At 73.4% G+C, this 14,185-nt stretch carries 14 protein-coding genes, 1 pseudogene and 1 riboswitch; of the genes and pseudogenes, 7 read left to right on the plus strand and 8 right to left on the minus strand.

Going from position 1 to position 14,185, the window contains the following annotated elements; translation table 11 throughout:
* Positions 1-9: 9 nt before the first annotated feature.
* Complete coding sequence (locus ACIP4X_RS16820; protein ID WP_391454588.1) at positions 10-450, minus strand: cupin domain-containing protein; 441 nt, start codon at positions 448-450, stop codon at positions 10-12.
* Positions 451-567: 117 nt separating this feature from the next.
* On the opposite strand from ACIP4X_RS16820, the gene ACIP4X_RS16825 reads away from it, so the two are divergent.
* Entirely contained in the window at positions 568-1,260 is a 693-nt protein-coding gene (locus tag ACIP4X_RS16825; RefSeq protein WP_391454587.1) for a helix-turn-helix domain-containing protein, read from the plus strand.
* Between the two features lie 185 nt (positions 1,261-1,445).
* Here ACIP4X_RS16825 and ACIP4X_RS16830 read toward each other — a convergent pair whose 3' ends face one another.
* Entirely contained in the window at positions 1,446-2,645 is a 1,200-nt protein-coding gene (locus tag ACIP4X_RS16830; protein ID WP_401348930.1) for a glutathionylspermidine synthase family protein, read from the minus strand.
* Between the two features lie 3 nt (positions 2,646-2,648).
* A complete protein-coding gene (locus ACIP4X_RS16835; protein WP_391454586.1) occupies positions 2,649-3,029 on the minus strand; it encodes a hypothetical protein in 381 nt (126 codons plus the stop codon).
* Between the two features lie 301 nt (positions 3,030-3,330).
* Here ACIP4X_RS16835 and ACIP4X_RS16840 point away from each other — a divergent pair, with 301 nt between their 5' ends.
* Positions 3,331-3,984, plus strand: a complete 654-nt coding sequence (locus ACIP4X_RS16840; RefSeq protein WP_391454585.1) for a PASTA domain-containing protein — start codon at positions 3,331-3,333, stop codon at positions 3,982-3,984.
* A gap of 89 nt (positions 3,985-4,073) precedes the next feature.
* Here ACIP4X_RS16840 and ACIP4X_RS16845 read toward each other — a convergent pair whose 3' ends face one another.
* Positions 4,074-4,637: an NAD(P)H-dependent oxidoreductase gene (locus ACIP4X_RS16845; protein ID WP_358729833.1), complete on the minus strand. Its 564-nt coding sequence runs from the start codon at positions 4,635-4,637 to the stop codon at positions 4,074-4,076.
* Between the two features lie 120 nt (positions 4,638-4,757).
* Between ACIP4X_RS16845 and ACIP4X_RS16850 the strand changes: the two genes are divergently transcribed.
* Positions 4,758-5,447: a TetR family transcriptional regulator gene (locus ACIP4X_RS16850; protein ID WP_391454584.1), complete on the plus strand. Its 690-nt coding sequence runs from the start codon at positions 4,758-4,760 to the stop codon at positions 5,445-5,447.
* Between the two features lie 363 nt (positions 5,448-5,810).
* Positions 5,811-6,845 (plus strand): substrate-binding domain-containing protein, encoded by a 1,035-nt coding sequence (locus ACIP4X_RS16855; RefSeq protein WP_391454583.1) that lies wholly within the window; start codon positions 5,811-5,813, stop codon positions 6,843-6,845.
* A 13-nt stretch (positions 6,846-6,858) separates the two neighbouring features.
* On the opposite strand, the pseudogene trxA reads toward ACIP4X_RS16855, so the two are convergent.
* Positions 6,859-7,251 (minus strand): annotated as a pseudogene (trxA, locus tag ACIP4X_RS16860) (thioredoxin); the annotation flags it as partial.
* Positions 7,252-7,381: 130 nt separating this feature from the next.
* Between trxA and ACIP4X_RS16865 the strand changes: the two are divergent.
* A complete protein-coding gene (locus ACIP4X_RS16865) occupies positions 7,382-8,812 on the plus strand; it encodes an NAD(P)/FAD-dependent oxidoreductase (protein ID WP_358729830.1) in 1,431 nt (476 codons plus the stop codon).
* Between the two features lie 43 nt (positions 8,813-8,855).
* Here ACIP4X_RS16865 and ACIP4X_RS16870 read toward each other — a convergent pair whose 3' ends face one another.
* A complete protein-coding gene (locus ACIP4X_RS16870) occupies positions 8,856-9,500 on the minus strand; it encodes a peptide deformylase (protein WP_391454582.1) in 645 nt (214 codons plus the stop codon).
* Between the two features lie 86 nt (positions 9,501-9,586).
* On the opposite strand from ACIP4X_RS16870, the gene ACIP4X_RS16875 reads away from it, so the two are divergent.
* Positions 9,587-10,009, plus strand: a complete 423-nt coding sequence (locus ACIP4X_RS16875) for a BlaI/MecI/CopY family transcriptional regulator (RefSeq protein WP_358729828.1) — start codon at positions 9,587-9,589, stop codon at positions 10,007-10,009.
* A 6-nt stretch (positions 10,010-10,015) separates the two neighbouring features.
* A complete protein-coding gene (locus ACIP4X_RS16880) occupies positions 10,016-10,933 on the plus strand; it encodes a M56 family metallopeptidase (RefSeq protein WP_358729827.1) in 918 nt (305 codons plus the stop codon).
* Here the strand turns inward: ACIP4X_RS16880 and ACIP4X_RS16885 are convergent.
* Positions 10,902-11,276 (minus strand): tetratricopeptide repeat protein, encoded by a 375-nt coding sequence (locus ACIP4X_RS16885; RefSeq protein ID WP_358729826.1) that lies wholly within the window; start codon positions 11,274-11,276, stop codon positions 10,902-10,904. The genes ACIP4X_RS16880 and ACIP4X_RS16885 overlap by 32 nt on opposite strands.
* Positions 11,277-11,461: 185 nt before the next feature.
* The gene (gene metE, locus ACIP4X_RS16890; RefSeq protein ID WP_391454581.1) at positions 11,462-13,774 is read right to left on the minus strand and encodes a 5-methyltetrahydropteroyltriglutamate--homocysteine S-methyltransferase; all 2,313 of its coding nucleotides are present in this window, start codon (positions 13,772-13,774) and stop codon (positions 11,462-11,464) included.
* A gap of 176 nt (positions 13,775-13,950) precedes the next feature.
* Positions 13,951-14,171: riboswitch (cobalamin riboswitch) on the minus strand.
* Between the last annotated feature and the right edge of the window lie 14 nt (positions 14,172-14,185).

Raw genomic sequence — 14,185 nt, forward strand, 5'->3', positions numbered from 1 at the left:
AGAACGTGATCAGGAAGCCTCACCATGGGGGCGGATCCGCATGCCGGGGCGGCACCGGTGGACGGTCAGGTAGGCCAGTCCGTCCGTGCCCGCGGTGAGGCTGCGGGTGGAGCCGTGCGGCAGCCAGACCGTCGCGCCCTCGGTCAGCCGCCGCGGCTCGTCACCGGTGCCCGCGCCGAGGACGCCGCTGCCCGCGACGACGAACAGCAGGACGTCCAGGTCCCGTTCGCGGTGCGGCGCCACGCCCGTACCGGGCGCCAGCCGTACGACGTTCGCGTCGAGCTGGCGTCCGGACTCGTTCAGCTTCCACAGCACGCCGCCCGGTACCGGAGGGGCGTCGGCCAGCGCCCGGGCGTCGCACAGGACCCGCGGTTGCGGTTCCTGTTCCGGTTCCTGTTCCGGCTTCGGCGCCGCGCGGCCGGCCGGCCCTGGCTCGGAAGGCGATGTCATCGTGCACCCCTCATCTCGGTCCGCCGGGGCTGTGTCCCAGAGCCAACGATTATTACATGTAGGATTCGTGAAAAATGCTTCCGCCAAGGAGCTTCGGGTGAGAAGAGCTGAGTGGACGTGACCGCCCCACGGGAGAGCCCCCGTCGACGCGAGGTGCTGGACGTGCTGCGGGCCTCGGGCGGGCCGCTGGGGGTCGCGGAGGCCGCCGAGCGGATCGGGCTGCACCCCAACACCGTGCGCTTCCATCTCGACGCCCTGGTGGCCGAGGGAGTCGTCGTACGCCGGGTCGAGGAACCCTCCGGGCCCGGCCGGCCCCGTACCGTCTACGCCCCCCGGCCCGGCATGGACCGCCGGGGCACGCGCGGTTACCGGCTGCTGGCGCAGATCCTGCTCGGGCAACTGGCGTCCCAGGGCCCCGCCGCGCGGGAGGCCGCGACGGACGCGGGCCGCGCCTGGGGCGGCTTCCTGGTCGACCCGCTGCCGCCCTCGCCACCGCCCACGGCCGAACGGGCGGCGGCCCGGCTCGTCGCCCTCCTCGACGACCTCGGCTTCGCCCCCGAGCCCGAGGGCGGTGGTGCCGGGGAGCCGCCGGAACGGATCCGGCTGCGCCACTGCCCCTTCCTGGAACTGGCCGAGGAACAGGGTCAGTTGGTGTGCCCGATCCATCTGGGCCTGATACAGGGCGCGTTGGCCGAGCTGCGGACCCCGCTGGTCGCGACCGGCCTGGAACCGTTCGCGGAACCCGACTCCTGCCTGGCCCACCTGGCCGCCCGCCCGACGGTGGCGCCGGTGACGGCGCCGGGTGAATGACGTGACGGGCCCCGGTGGTTCCCGCACGCGCAGCACGTACTCGGAAAAGGTGACACGTCGATGAACACCACGGCGGCCGCCGTCGCGAGCGCGGCCACCTCGCCTATGTGGCCCTGGAGGCCGTGAAGGTGGCCGTCCTGATCGCGCTCGGCGTCAGTCTGCCGGCGGCGTGAGCGGCCCCGCGGTCAGCTGTCACGCAGCCAGTGCGCGACCTGCTCCGGAGTGGAGCGGGGCGCGTCGATGAGGTGGGGGACGAAACGGGCCCGGCGGTCGGTGACGATCCGGTCGGACTCGCGGATGCCGATGCCGGCCGACCTGCCGCCGACGACCCACGAGCCGATCACCATGTGGTTGCCGTCGAAGGACGGCGGCCGGTGGAACTCCTGGAACAGGAAGGGCCCGTCGTCGAACGAGCCCGCCTGGTCGAAGTGGTGCCCGGCGGAACGGACCTTGATCGAGGCGCCCTCCCAGCCCCACAGGGGCTTGGCGACCCATTCGGCGAGGTCGCGGGGCCCGTCGAGGTAGGACGGCAGGAGGTTCGGGTGACCGGGGTAGAGCTCCCACAGCACCGCGAGGATCCCCTTCGTGGACAGCAGCGCCTTCCACATCGGCTCCAGCCACCGCGTCGAACAGGGCTCGGCCTCCAACTGCGGGGCGAAGAGGCTTTCGAACGCCCAGTCCCACGGGTACATCTTGAAACAGGATTCGATGGGGACGTCGCTCAGGTCCACGAAACGCCCGATCCCGCTGTGCCAGCCGATGTCCTCCATCGTCAGGCCGACCGTGGGCAGGCCCGCCTCGACGGCCGTGTCCCGCAGGTACGCCGTCGTGATGACGTCCTCGTCGGGTTCGTCGACGGAGTGCGCGAAGTGGACCCGGCCGCCCAGCCGCGGAGCCAGACTCCGCCACGTCCGTACCAGGCGCTCGTGGATCGTGTTGAACTGGTCGCGCTCCGGGTGCACGTCCTCGAGCCACTGCCACTGCAGCACTGCGGCTTCGAGCAGGGCCGCCGGTACGTCGCCGTTGTACTCGTACAACTTGACGTCGCCGGTGCCGTCCCAGGCGAAGTCGAACCGGCCGTAGATGCTCGGTGAGTCGTCGTCGAGGGTTTCGAGCATCGGTCTCGTCCAGCGGGGGTCGATGCCGAGGCGTTCGACGTCGTCCTTCTCCAGGACGTGCCGGGCCGCCGCCACGCACATGGCGTGCAGTTCCTCGGTGACGTCCTCCAGGTGGTCCACCTCCCGCGGGGTGAGTACGTAGGCGGCGCTCTCGTTCCAGTAGGGCAACGTGCGGCCGTCCGGCAGGGTTTCGGTGTGGAACGGAAGGCCGGACCGGAGCACCGTCCGCTCCCAGCCGGGTCTCGGCGTGCGGGGTTCGCGTTGCATGGGTCAGCCGCCGACCGATCCGCCCTTGGCGGAGAAGCCGCCGCGGACGACGTTGCCGGACCTCGGCGCGGTGAACGAGCCGCCGCCCTTGCTCAGGTCGACCTTCTGCCCGACGGCGGGGGCCTTCTCGCCGCGCGGGGTGTACCACCAGCCGTAGTTCTTTCCGCCGGTCCCGCCCGCCCCGCCGGCGGCTCCGCCGGATCCGCCGGTGTCGCAGTGACTGTCCGACACGCGTTTCTGCGTCAGCTTGTCCACGCAGGTGCCCTGGTAGTCCGGACCGCTGGAGCAGCCGCTGAGGGCTATCGCCATCGCGACCGCACCCACGGCGCCCACCGAGACCTCGAAGGAGCGGCGACGTGAACCGGTGTGCTGCTGACTCGTCACGAACAGATCCCTTCGGATACGTCTGCTGGTCCACGGCAGAGGCGTGCCGCGCGATACGGCGTCGTGACGGGCGGAGTACCCGGGGAACGGCCCGACCGCGCAGGCGACTTGAAGCCACCCGCGCCAGGTCGACATGCCCCGTTCATTCCGACCGTTCCTCGCCATGTACAGGTACTTGGCCTGTCCAACATACCGTTGACGCGTACGCGCAAGTTGTCCGGGACCGAGCGGTCGGAGCTGCCCCCTCTTTCATGATGGGTCTACCGTTATTCGCCTGTACCGGCAGCACTTGGGGGAATCCGTGCGAACTCGTCTCGTCGCCGCTGTTCTGACGTGTGCCGCGGCCGGCGCCCTCGTTGCCTGCGAACCGGCGGAGAGCGGCGGCTCCTCGGCCGGCCCGGGCTCGTCGCCGTCGGCCTCCGCCGCTCCGGGTGGCAGCGGGCCGGCGCGGGACGGCAAGCCGGGCGCTGATCAGCGGAAGAAGGTGCCGGCCTTCGTCGGCATGGGGTTGCAGTCCGCGCAGGACGCCGCCCGGGAGCAGGGCTTCCGCTCGCTGAAGTCGCACGACGCCCTGGGGCGTGGCCGGATGCAGGTCTTCGACCGCAATTGGAAGGTGTGCAGTCAGAACGTGGCGGCGGGTACGACGGTCTCGACCGGTACGACCCTGGACTTCGGCGCCGTCAAGCTGGAGGAGTCCTGCCCCGGCAGGGACCAGGCCCCGCCGTCGGTTCGGGGCGGAAGGATGCCCGGCTTCAGGGGGAAGTCGGTGAAGGCGGCCCGGGCCGCCCTCGACGCGCACACGTCGCTCACGGTGAAGGACGCGTCGTCACACCACCGTTGGGTGCTGGTGGAGAGCAACTGGCAGGTGTGCTCGCAGACTCCGGGTCCGGGTACCCCTCTGAAGGGGCAGCCGGTGTCCTTCACGGCGGTCAAGTTCGGGGAGTCCTGCCCGTAACTCCGCGGAGAGCGGGCTGGTGAAGGGCCCGCTCTTGAAAAGCCGGGAGGGGCCGGCGCCCGACGGGCGCCGGCCCCTCCCGGGGGTGCTCAGGCGGCAGCCACGTCACCGGTGTGGCCGTGCAGGCGCGCGACGACCTCGGTGAGCTGGGCGGCGACCTCGGCGTCGTCGACCGGGTGGGTCTCGGCGAAGCGGGTCACGGAGCCGGGGATGGAGAGCTTGATGTCCTCGATCACCTTGCCGCCGGCGATGCCCACGGCCTTGCGGGTGTCGTCCTGCGCCCACACGCCGCCGTACTGGCCGAAGGCGGTGCCGATGACGGCGACGGGCTTGCCCACGAAGGCGCCGGCGCCGTACGGGCGGGACAGCCAGTCGATGGCGTTCTTCAGGACGGCCGGGATGGTGCCGTTGTACTCGGGGGAGAACAGCAGGAAGGCGTCGGCGGTACCGGCGACCTCACGCAGCTTGGCGGCGGCGGCCGGCACGCTGCCCTCGACGTCGAGGTCCTCGTTGTAGAACGGGACCTCGGCCAGGCCCTCGAACAGCTCGACCTCGGCGCCCGCGGGGGCGAGCTTGACGGCGGCCTCGGCGAGCTGGCGGTTGTGCGAGCCGGCGCGGAGGCTGCCGACGAGGGCGAGGATGCGGACAGACATGGGGGACTCCAAGGGGGGTGACACAATGGCGTTAAGGATCCGGACCGAGGTCCGTTTATTTTTCTACCACCATAAGCGGACCACGGTCCAGTTCTGTTCCCGATGCCTTACGCTGTCTCCATGTCCCGCCCCCTGCCGCCCCCTCCGAAGCCCCAGGAGCCTCAAGAACCTCAGGAGCCCCGGGAGCTGTCGGCGCAGCCGGTGCTGCTCGAATTCGGCACCGGCGGGGACGAGCCGTGCCTGCGGGCCGACGCGGCCCGCAACCGCGCCCGCCTGCTGGACGCCGCCGCGCGCCTGGTCGCGGAACACGGCGCGGCGGGCGTCACCATGGAGGCGGTCGCCGCGGCGGCCGAGGTGGGCAAGGGCACGGTCTTCCGCCGCTTCGGCGACCGCACCGGTCTGCTCAGGGCGCTGCTGGACCACTCGGAGCGGAAGTTCCAGGCCGCGTTCCTCAGCGGGCCCCCTCCGATGGGCCCCGGCGCGCCGCCCGCCGAGCGGCTGCGGGCCTTCGGCTGCGTGGCACTGCGCCGCGCGGCCGACGAGCTGGAACTGCAACTGGCGGCCGACCCGGGCCCGGCCCGCCGCTTCGCCGTACCCGCCCGCCAGGTCCAGTACGCCCACGTGGCGATGCTGCTGCGGCAGGCGGCACCGGGCGCCGACAGCGAACTGCTCGCCCACACCCTGATGGGCTACCTCGACCCCGCCCTCATCCACCATCTGACCAGGCAGTGCCGGATGCCGATGGAACGGCTGCAGGCGGGCTGGCACGACGTGGTGGCGCGCATCACCAGCACGGAGCCGCCCTGCTGACAGCGGGGACCCGGGTCCGGCCGCCCTGACGGGCTCGGCCCGTATCCGGCGACCCGACGTGGTCGTGGCGGTCTCGATGTCACCCGGTCGGGCGGTACGGGTGCGCCGCCGTTCCCGGTGGATCGGCCAGGCCCGCGGTGATGTCCGCGCGGGTGCGGCACGTGGTCGACGCCGACGGCGTGTCCCCGTCCGCCGGCCCAGGCGCCGCACGGGCGGCGCGGCCCGCCGACGCGATCCGCGCCCACCGGCCCTCCGCGCGCCCACCCCACCCCGAACGTCGTATGTTGTTGTTTCAACTTCCGTCTGGAATACGGCAGTTCACCGGACGGACAGCCCCCGGCTTCTGCCAAGATGCGGTACGTCATGGTGCAGATTCCGAAACCCGCCGCGCCCCCGACGCCCGCTCCGCGCTCCGTGCCCACGAGCGCCGACGTGGCCCGACTGGCCGGCGTCTCGCGCGCGACCGTCTCCTACGTCCTGAACAACACCAGAGCCGTTCGCATCAGCGAGCCCACCCGCCGCCGGGTCCACGAGGCCGCCGAGGAACTCGGCTACGTGCCGCACGCGGCGGCGCGCAGCCTGCGCGCGGGGCACAGCCGTATGGTCCTGATGCCCGCCCCGGCCCTCCCGGCCGGCCCGCTCTACAGCCGCTTCCTGGAGGAACTCCAGTGGGCGCTCGGCCTCCTCGACTACACCGTCGTGCAGCACGCCACCGCCTGCCTGCCCGGTGACGCGGCCGCCCGGGCCTGGGCCGAACTGCGCCCGGTCGCCGTCCTGGTGTCCGACGTGGGGCTCGGACCCACCGCGGTGGAGCTGCTCAAACGCTCCGGCGCGCGTGCCGTCGTCACCCTGGGCCCGGAGCCCGTCGAGGGTGCCCACGCGCTGCTCATGGACCACGAGAGCGTCGGCCACCGGGCCGGCGCCCACCTGCACGCCCGCGGCCGGCGCCGCGTCGGCGTGGTCGTACCCGAGGAACCCGGGCTCGACACGTTCTCCCGGCCCCGGCTCGCCGGCGTACGGCGGGCCCTGCGCGGCACCGACGGCGACGTCACCGAACTGCCCCTCGGCTACGACGAACGGTCCGCCGCCCACCTCGCCGCCCGCTGGCGCGACCTCGGCCTCGACGCGGTGTTCGCCTACAACGACGAGTACGCCATGCTGCTGATGCGGGCCCTCCAGGACGCGGGCGTACGCGTCCCCGAGGAGACGGCCGTGATCGGCGCCGACGACCTCATGCTCGGGCGGCTGCTCCGGCCCCGGCTGAGCACCGTCCACATCGACCTGCCCTCCGGGCGCGACGTGGCCGAACTGGTCGACCGCGCCGTCCGCGACCCCGCGGCCCCGCCCGAACGGCACGCGGTGCTGGGCGCGACGGTGGTCCACCGCGAGTCCAGCTGAACCGCGCCACCGATCACTCGGACTGCTGACCGCCCTGCTGCTCCGCGACCGCCTTGCGGACCTCGTCCATGTCCAGCTTGCGCGCCTGTCCGATCACGTCCGTCAGAGCGGCCTCGGGCAGCGCGCCCGGCTGTGCGAACACGGCGACCTGGTCACGGACGATCATCAGCGTCGGAATGGACTGGATGCCGAAGGCCGCGGCCAGTTCCGGCTGGGCCTCGGTGTCCACCTTGCCGAACACCAGGTCCGGGTTGTCCTCCGCCGCCTTCTCGTACACCGGGGCGAACTGCCGGCACGGCCCGCACCAGGACGCCCAGAAGTCGATCAGGACGAACTCGTTGTCCGTGACCGTCTGGTCGAAGTTCTCCTTGGTGAGCTCCACGGTGCTGCTCATGTCGTATCCCTCTTCCTGGTGCTTCCGGGTGTCGGCTTACTGGCGTGGGGGCGAAGCCGTGGGCACAACACGGCCGATCCCATGGGTATTCCGCGCACGTACCCGTGTGGCCAGGGCGCACACCACCCACCAGACTGACCCCATGACCGAAACGGAAACCATCGCGTACGACGTCGTGGTGCTGGGCGCCGGACCCGTGGGGGAGAACGTGGCCGACCGCACGCGGGCGGCCGGCCTGTCCACCGCGATCGTGGAGAGCGAACTGGTCGGCGGCGAGTGCTCGTACTGGGCGTGCATGCCCAGCAAGGCCCTGCTGCGCCCGGTCATCGCCCGCGCCGACGCCCGCCGTCTGCCGGGGCTGAGCCAGGCGGTGCGCGGTCCGCTCGACGCCCCCGCGGTCCTGGCCCGCAGGGACGAGTACACCTCGCACTGGCACGACGACGGCCAGGTGCGGTGGCTCGACGGCATCGGCGCCGACCTCCACCGCGGGCACGGGCGGCTGGCCGGTCCGCGTACGGTCACGGTCGACGGCCCCGACGGCACCCGCAGGACGCTCACCGCCCGGCACGCCGTCGCCGTCTGCACCGGAACCCGCGCCCGGCTCCCCGACCTGCCCGGACTCGACGCCGTCAAGCCGTGGACCAGCCGCGAGGCCACCAGCTCCGAGCACGTGCCGGGGCGGCTGATCGTCGTGGGCGGCGGTGTGGTCGCCACCGAGATGGCCACCGTGTACCAGGCGCTCGGCTCGCAGGTCACCGTCCTGGTCCGGGGCAAGGGGCTGCTGTCCCGGATGGAACCCTTCGCCGGTGAACTGGTCGCCGACGCCCTCACGGAGGCCGGCGCCGACATCCGCACCGGCACCGCGTTGGAGTCGGTCACCCGCGAGAACGGCACCGTCGTGGCCGTCACCGGCGCCGGCGACCGCATCGAGGCCGACGAGATCCTCTTCGCCACCGGCCGCGCGCCGCACACCGACGACATCGGCCTGGACACGGTGGGCCTGGAGCCCGGCTCCTGGCTGCCGGTCGACGACACCCTGCGCGTGCACGGCAGCACGTGGCTGTACGCGTGCGGCGACGTGAACCACCGGGCGCTCCTCACCCACCAGGGCAAGTACCAGGCCCGGATCGCGGGCGACACGATCGGTGCCCGCGCGGCCGGGGTGCCCCTGCTGGCGACGGACCCGTGGGGCGCGCACGCCGCCACCGCCGACCACCACGCCGTACCGCAGGTCGTGTTCACCGACCCGGAGGCCGCGGCCGTCGGCCTGTCCCTGGCCGAGGCCGAACAGGCCGGCCACCGGGTCCGCGCCGTCGACGTCGACCTCTCCTCGGTCGCCGGGGCCGGCCTGTACGGCGACGGCTACCGCGGCCGCGCCCGCATGGTCGTCGACCTCGACGAGGAGATCCTGCGCGGTGTCACCTTCGTCGGGCCCGGCGTCGGCGAACTGCTCCACTCGGCGACCGTCGCCGTCGCCGGACAGGTCCCGGTCGCCCGACTGTGGCACGCGGTCCCGTCCTACCCGACGATCAGCGAGGTGTGGCTCCGCCTCCTCGAGGCATACCGGGGCTGACCGCGCGCCGGCGCGCCCCCTCGTCGGCGCGCCCCGCGTGCTCCTACGGCAGCTCGAAGCCGAGGGCCCGCGCGGCCCGCTCCGGGGTCGGCTGGGCCCAGCGCTGGGCCATCGCGTCGTTGGAGGACAGGGAGCGCAGCTCGGCACGGTCGAGGTAGAGGGTGCCTTCGAGGTGGTCGGTCTCGTGCTGGACGATCCGGGCGGGCCAGCCCGAGAGCACCTCGTCCACCCCCTGCCCGTGCTCGTCCAGGGCCCGCAGGCGGACCTGGGCGTGCCGTGCCACCACGGCCTGCCAGCCCGGAACGCTCAGGCAGCCCTCGTAGAACGCGGCCCGCCCGGTGCCGACGGCCTCGTACGACGGGTTGACCAGCACCCGGAAGGGCAGCGGCGTCCGTCCGCGCGCCACGCGCACCTCCTCCGGCACCGGCGCCGGGTCCTCCACGACCGCGATCCGCAGGCCCACCCCGACCTGCGGCGCGGCCAGTCCCACGCCCGGTGCCGCGTGCATGGTCAGGCGCATGGCCTGGACGAAGCGGGTCAGCAGCGCGGGCTCCAGCTGGCCGTCGAACGGTTCGGCGGGGCGCCGCAGCACCGGGTCGCCGGCGGCGACGATGGGCAACGGGCCGCCGTCGGCGAGGAGTTCGTCGACCTGCTCGGCCAGGGGCGTACGCGCACGGGGGGAAGCCATCACGCCAGGATGCCACGGCGTCCGGCAGGGCCGGGCCCGGTGTGAAGTAGCGTGGTGCGACACGCCGACGCCGGAGGGAGACGTATATGACGACGCCACACCGGCGCGCCCGGCGCGGGCAGGGCGAACTGGAGGTCCAGGTGCTCGGCGCGCTCCGCGAGGCGGACGGACCGGTCACCGCGGCCTGGGTGCGGCAGCGGCTCGGCGGCGACCTCGCCTACACCACCGTGGTCACCATCCTGACCCGGCTGCTCGCCAAGGACGTCGTCTCCCGCGAGCGCCGCGGCCGCTCCTTCGTGTGGACCCCGACCGCGGACGTCGCCCGCCTCGCGGCGCTCCGGATGCGCCGCCTGCTGGACGGCGAAAGGGACCGCGAGGCGGTGCTGACCAGCTTCGTCACCGCGCTGCCGCCCGGCGACGAGCAGCTGCTGCGCGCACTGCTGGACGCGGCGGAGGCCACGGACGACGACGGCGCCCGCCACCCGAGGGGCGACGGTACGGGACACTGACGCCTCATGGGGCTCTACGTCTTACTGCCGCTGGTGCTGCCGCTGTCCGCCTGGCCCGCCGCACGCCTGACCGCACCGCGCCTGCATCCGCGTACGGCCACCCGGCTGCTGACCTGGGTGGCCGCCGTCATGGGCGGATGCAGCACGCTGTGCCTCGCCCTGCTCACGGTCGTCGGCGCCGCGGAGCTGACCGGTGGCCCGGTCCCGGACGATTGGGCCGATCCCGGGTTCAGGTCGGCCGTCTCACGCGACCGGGTCACGGGACGGGCGGCGATCCCGGCCCTGGGACTGGTCGTGGCGGCCTGCGGGCGCACCCTGTGGCGCCACCGGCGGGTGGCCCGCCGGGCCCGCCGGGCCCTGACCGGGCTGCGCGGCGCACCCGTCGTGGTCCTGCCCGACAGCGCGCCGTACGCCTACGCCCTGCCCGGCAGCCGGGACCGGATCGTCGTCACCACGGCCCTTCTGAACGGCCTCACCGCGGACGAACGGCGTGCCCTGTTCGCACACGAACGCGCCCACCTGGCGGCCCGCCACCACCGTCACCTGCTCACCGTCCACCTGGCGGCCTGCGCCAACCCCCTGCTGCGGCCGCTGCGTTCCGCCGTCGTCTACACCGCCGAACGCTGGGCCGACGAGGAGGCGGCCCGCGCGGTCGGCGACCGGCGCGTGGTGGCGCGGGCGGTCGGCAAGGCGGCCCTCCTGTCGTCCGGCGCCCCCGCGCCCCACCTCGCCGCAGTGGCCGGCGGCCCGGTGCCGCGCCGGGTCGCCGCCCTGCTGGCGCCGCCACCGGCGGACCGGCACCGGCCGTCGGTCCGCACGGCGGTCGGCGCCGCAGTGTGGGGCGCCGCCGCCGGTGCGGTGGTGTCCGCGGTGCTCTCGGCGCACTCCGCGGTCACCCTGTTCCTGCACCTCCACCCGCTGTGATGTACGGGAGGTCGCCCGCCAGGGCGGAGGCGATACGCAGGTGCGTCTCCGCCTCGTCCCGGCGACCCTGCCGCTGAAGGGTGCGGCCGAGCATCAGCCGGGCGTAGTGCTCCACCGGGTCGCGCTCGACGATGACGCGCAACTCCTCCTCGGCCCGGCGCAGTTGGGCCGAGTGGTAGTAGGCACGCGCCAGCAGCAGCCGGGGCCCGGTCTGCTCCGGCACCTCCTCGACCAGCCCGTCCAGCACGCGGGCCGCGGCGGCGTAGTCCCGGGCGTCGAAGAACATCCGCGCCCGCTCCCAGCGCTCCGCCGGCGTTCCGTGCTCGTAGTACGTCGTGTCCACTCGTGACCTCCTCCGGTGCCTCGCTCCGAAGCCACCGGCTGCCACAACCGGCACGGTTGGTTGAATATTCCACTGCCTCGACGGGCCACGTCAGCGGCCCGTGCCCGGCTCCCGGTCACGGCCGGGACTCACGTCCGCTCCGGCCGGGGGCACCGGCCGGAGCGGACAGGACACGCCGGGGAGTCCTACGACACCTCACCGCGCACGGTGCGCGCCGCCGCGACCAGGTTCTCCAGGGAGGCCCGGGTCTCCGGCCAGCCGCGGGTCTTCAGACCGCAGTCGGGGTTGACCCACAGCCGTTCGGCGGGGATGGCCTCAAGACCGGTGCGCAGCAGCTCGGCGGTCTCCTCGGCGCTCGGGACGCGCGGGGAGTGGATGTCGTAGACACCGGGCCCGGCCTCGCGCGGGTAGCCGTGCGCGGCGAGTTCGCGGGCGACCTGCATGTGGGAGCGGGCGGCCTCCAGGCTGATGACGTCGGCGTCGAGGTCGTCGATGGCCTGCACGATGTCGCCGAACTCGGCGTAGCACATGTGGGTGTGGATCTGGGTGTCCGGGCGTACGCCGCCGGTGGTGAGCCGGAACGCCTCCGTGGCCCACGCCAGGTAGGCCGGGCGGTCGGCGGCGCGCAGCGGCAGGGTCTCGCGCAGGGCGGGCTCGTCCACCTGGATCACCGAAGTACCCGCCGCCTCCAGGTCGTTCACCTCGTCGCGCAGGGCGAGGGCGACCTGGCGGGCGGTGTCGGCGAGCGGCTGGTCGTCGCGGACGAAGGACCAGGCGAGCATGGTGACCGGGCCAGTGAGCATGCCCTTGACCGGCCGGTCGGACAGGGACTGCGCGTACGTCGTCCAGCGCACCGTCATCGGGTCCGGACGGGAGATGTCGCCGGCCAGGATCGGCGGGCGGACGTACCGGGTGCCGTAGGACTGGACCCAGCCGTGCTGGGTGGCGAGGTAGCCGGTGAGCTGCTCGGCGAAGTACTGGACCATGTCGTTGCGTTCGGCCTCGCCGTGCACCAGCACGTCCAGGCCGGTCTTCTCCTGGAAGGAGATCACCTCCCGGATCTCCGCCCTGACGCGCTCCTCGTACCCGGCGGTGCCGATCCGGCCCGCGCGCAGATCGGCGCGGGCGGCGCGCAGTTCGCCGGTCTGCGGGAAGGAGCCGATCGTGGTGGTCGGCAGCAGCGGCAGACCGAGGTGGGCGCGCTGGGCGGCGGTCCGTTCGGCGTACGGCCGGCAGCGGCGGGCGTCCGCGTCGGTGACGGCCGCGGCACGGGCGCGGACCTGCGGATCGCGGGTGATGGGGGAGTGCGCGCGGGAGGCCAGGTCGGCGCGGTTCGCGGCGAGTTCGGCGGCGATCGCGTCCGTGCCGTGGGTCAGGCCCCTGGCAAGGGTGACGATCTCGGCGGTCTTCTGCCGGGCGAAGGCGAGCCAGCGAAGGATCTGCGGCTCGATGTCGCGCTCGGCCGTCGTGTCGAGCGGCACGTGCAGCAGGGAGCAGGAGGCGGACACGTCGACCCGGTCGGCGAGGCCCAGCAGGGTGCCGAGCGTGGCCAGGGACGCCGACAGGTCGTCGACCCAGATGTTGCGGCCGTTGACGACCCCGGCGACCAGCCGCTTGCCGGGCAGTCCGCCGACGGCGGCGAGGTCGTCCAGGTTCGCCGCCGCCGCGTCGGTGAAGTCCAGCGCGAGCCCGTCCACCGGAGCCCTGGCCAGCAGCGGCAGCGCGTCGCCCAGCCGGTCGAAGTAGGAGGCGACCAGCAGCCTGGGCCGGTCGGTGAGCGCGCCGAGGTCGCGGTAGGCGCGCTCGGCGGCGTTCAGTTCCGCCGGGGTGCGGTCCTGGACGAGTGCCGGCTCGTCCAGCTGCACCCATTCGGCGCCCGCGGCGCGCAGGTCGGCGAGGACCTCGGCGTACACGGGCAGCAGCCGGTCCAGCAGGGTGAGCGGGTCGAAGCCGGCGGCCACGCCGGGGGCGGGCTTGGCCAGCAGCAGGTAGGTGACGGGGCCGACCAGGACGGGCCGGGCGGTCAGGCCCAGGCCGAGGGCCTCCTCCAGCTCGGCGACCTGCTTGGCGGAGTCGGCCGTGAACACCGTGTCGGGACCCAGCTCGGGCACCAGGTAGTGGTAGTTCGTGTCGAACCACTTGGTCATCTCCAGCGGCGCGACGTCCTGGGTGCCGCGCGCCATCGCGAAGTAGCCGTCCAGGGGGTCGGCGGCGACGGCGTCCCGGTGGCGGGCCGGGATCGCGCCCACCATCACGGTGGTGTCCAGCACGTGGTCGTAGTACGAGAAGTCCCCGGTGGGGACCTCGTCCACGCCGGCCCCGGCCAGCTCCCGCCAGTTGGCGCGGCGCAGCTCGGCGGCCGTGGTGCGCAGGGCGTCGGCGTCGACGCGGCCCTTCCAGTAGCCCTCGACGGCCTTCTTGAGTTCCCGGCCCCGGCCCAGGCGGGGGTAGCCGTACACGGTGGCCCGTGCTGCCGCGGCTGCGGACTTGGTGGTCACGGAGATCTCCTTCGCGAGACGATTCCCTGAGATCCCGGGGACGGGACGGGGCGCGAAGGGTGACGGAACCGGACGGCACCGGCCCGCGGCCGTCCGTTCGGTGTGTACTCCCCCAGACTTCGTCCGGGGGTGCCCCAACCCGCCCTCGAGGTCACCGGGATGTCCGCGCGCGAGTGGTTCGCGCACGGGCAGTTGGCAGGTCTTCGGACTCGCGGGCACGTCTTCGTCGGACGAGACACCTACTGGCCGTCGCTTCCCAGACCCTTCCCGGGTCCAGTGCGTATGACGGCGGTCGTTCCCACTCACCGCTGCGGGGCAGTCCCGGATTCCCACCGGGTTCCCTCTTGCGACGCATCCCGCCTGGCGGACGGGGCGAACCAGCTGCACGGGCCAGCCTACGGGTCCCTCCCG

Source organism: Streptomyces sp. NPDC088817, from assembly GCF_044750345.1.
GTDB lineage: Bacteria > Actinomycetota > Actinomycetes > Streptomycetales > Streptomycetaceae > Streptomyces.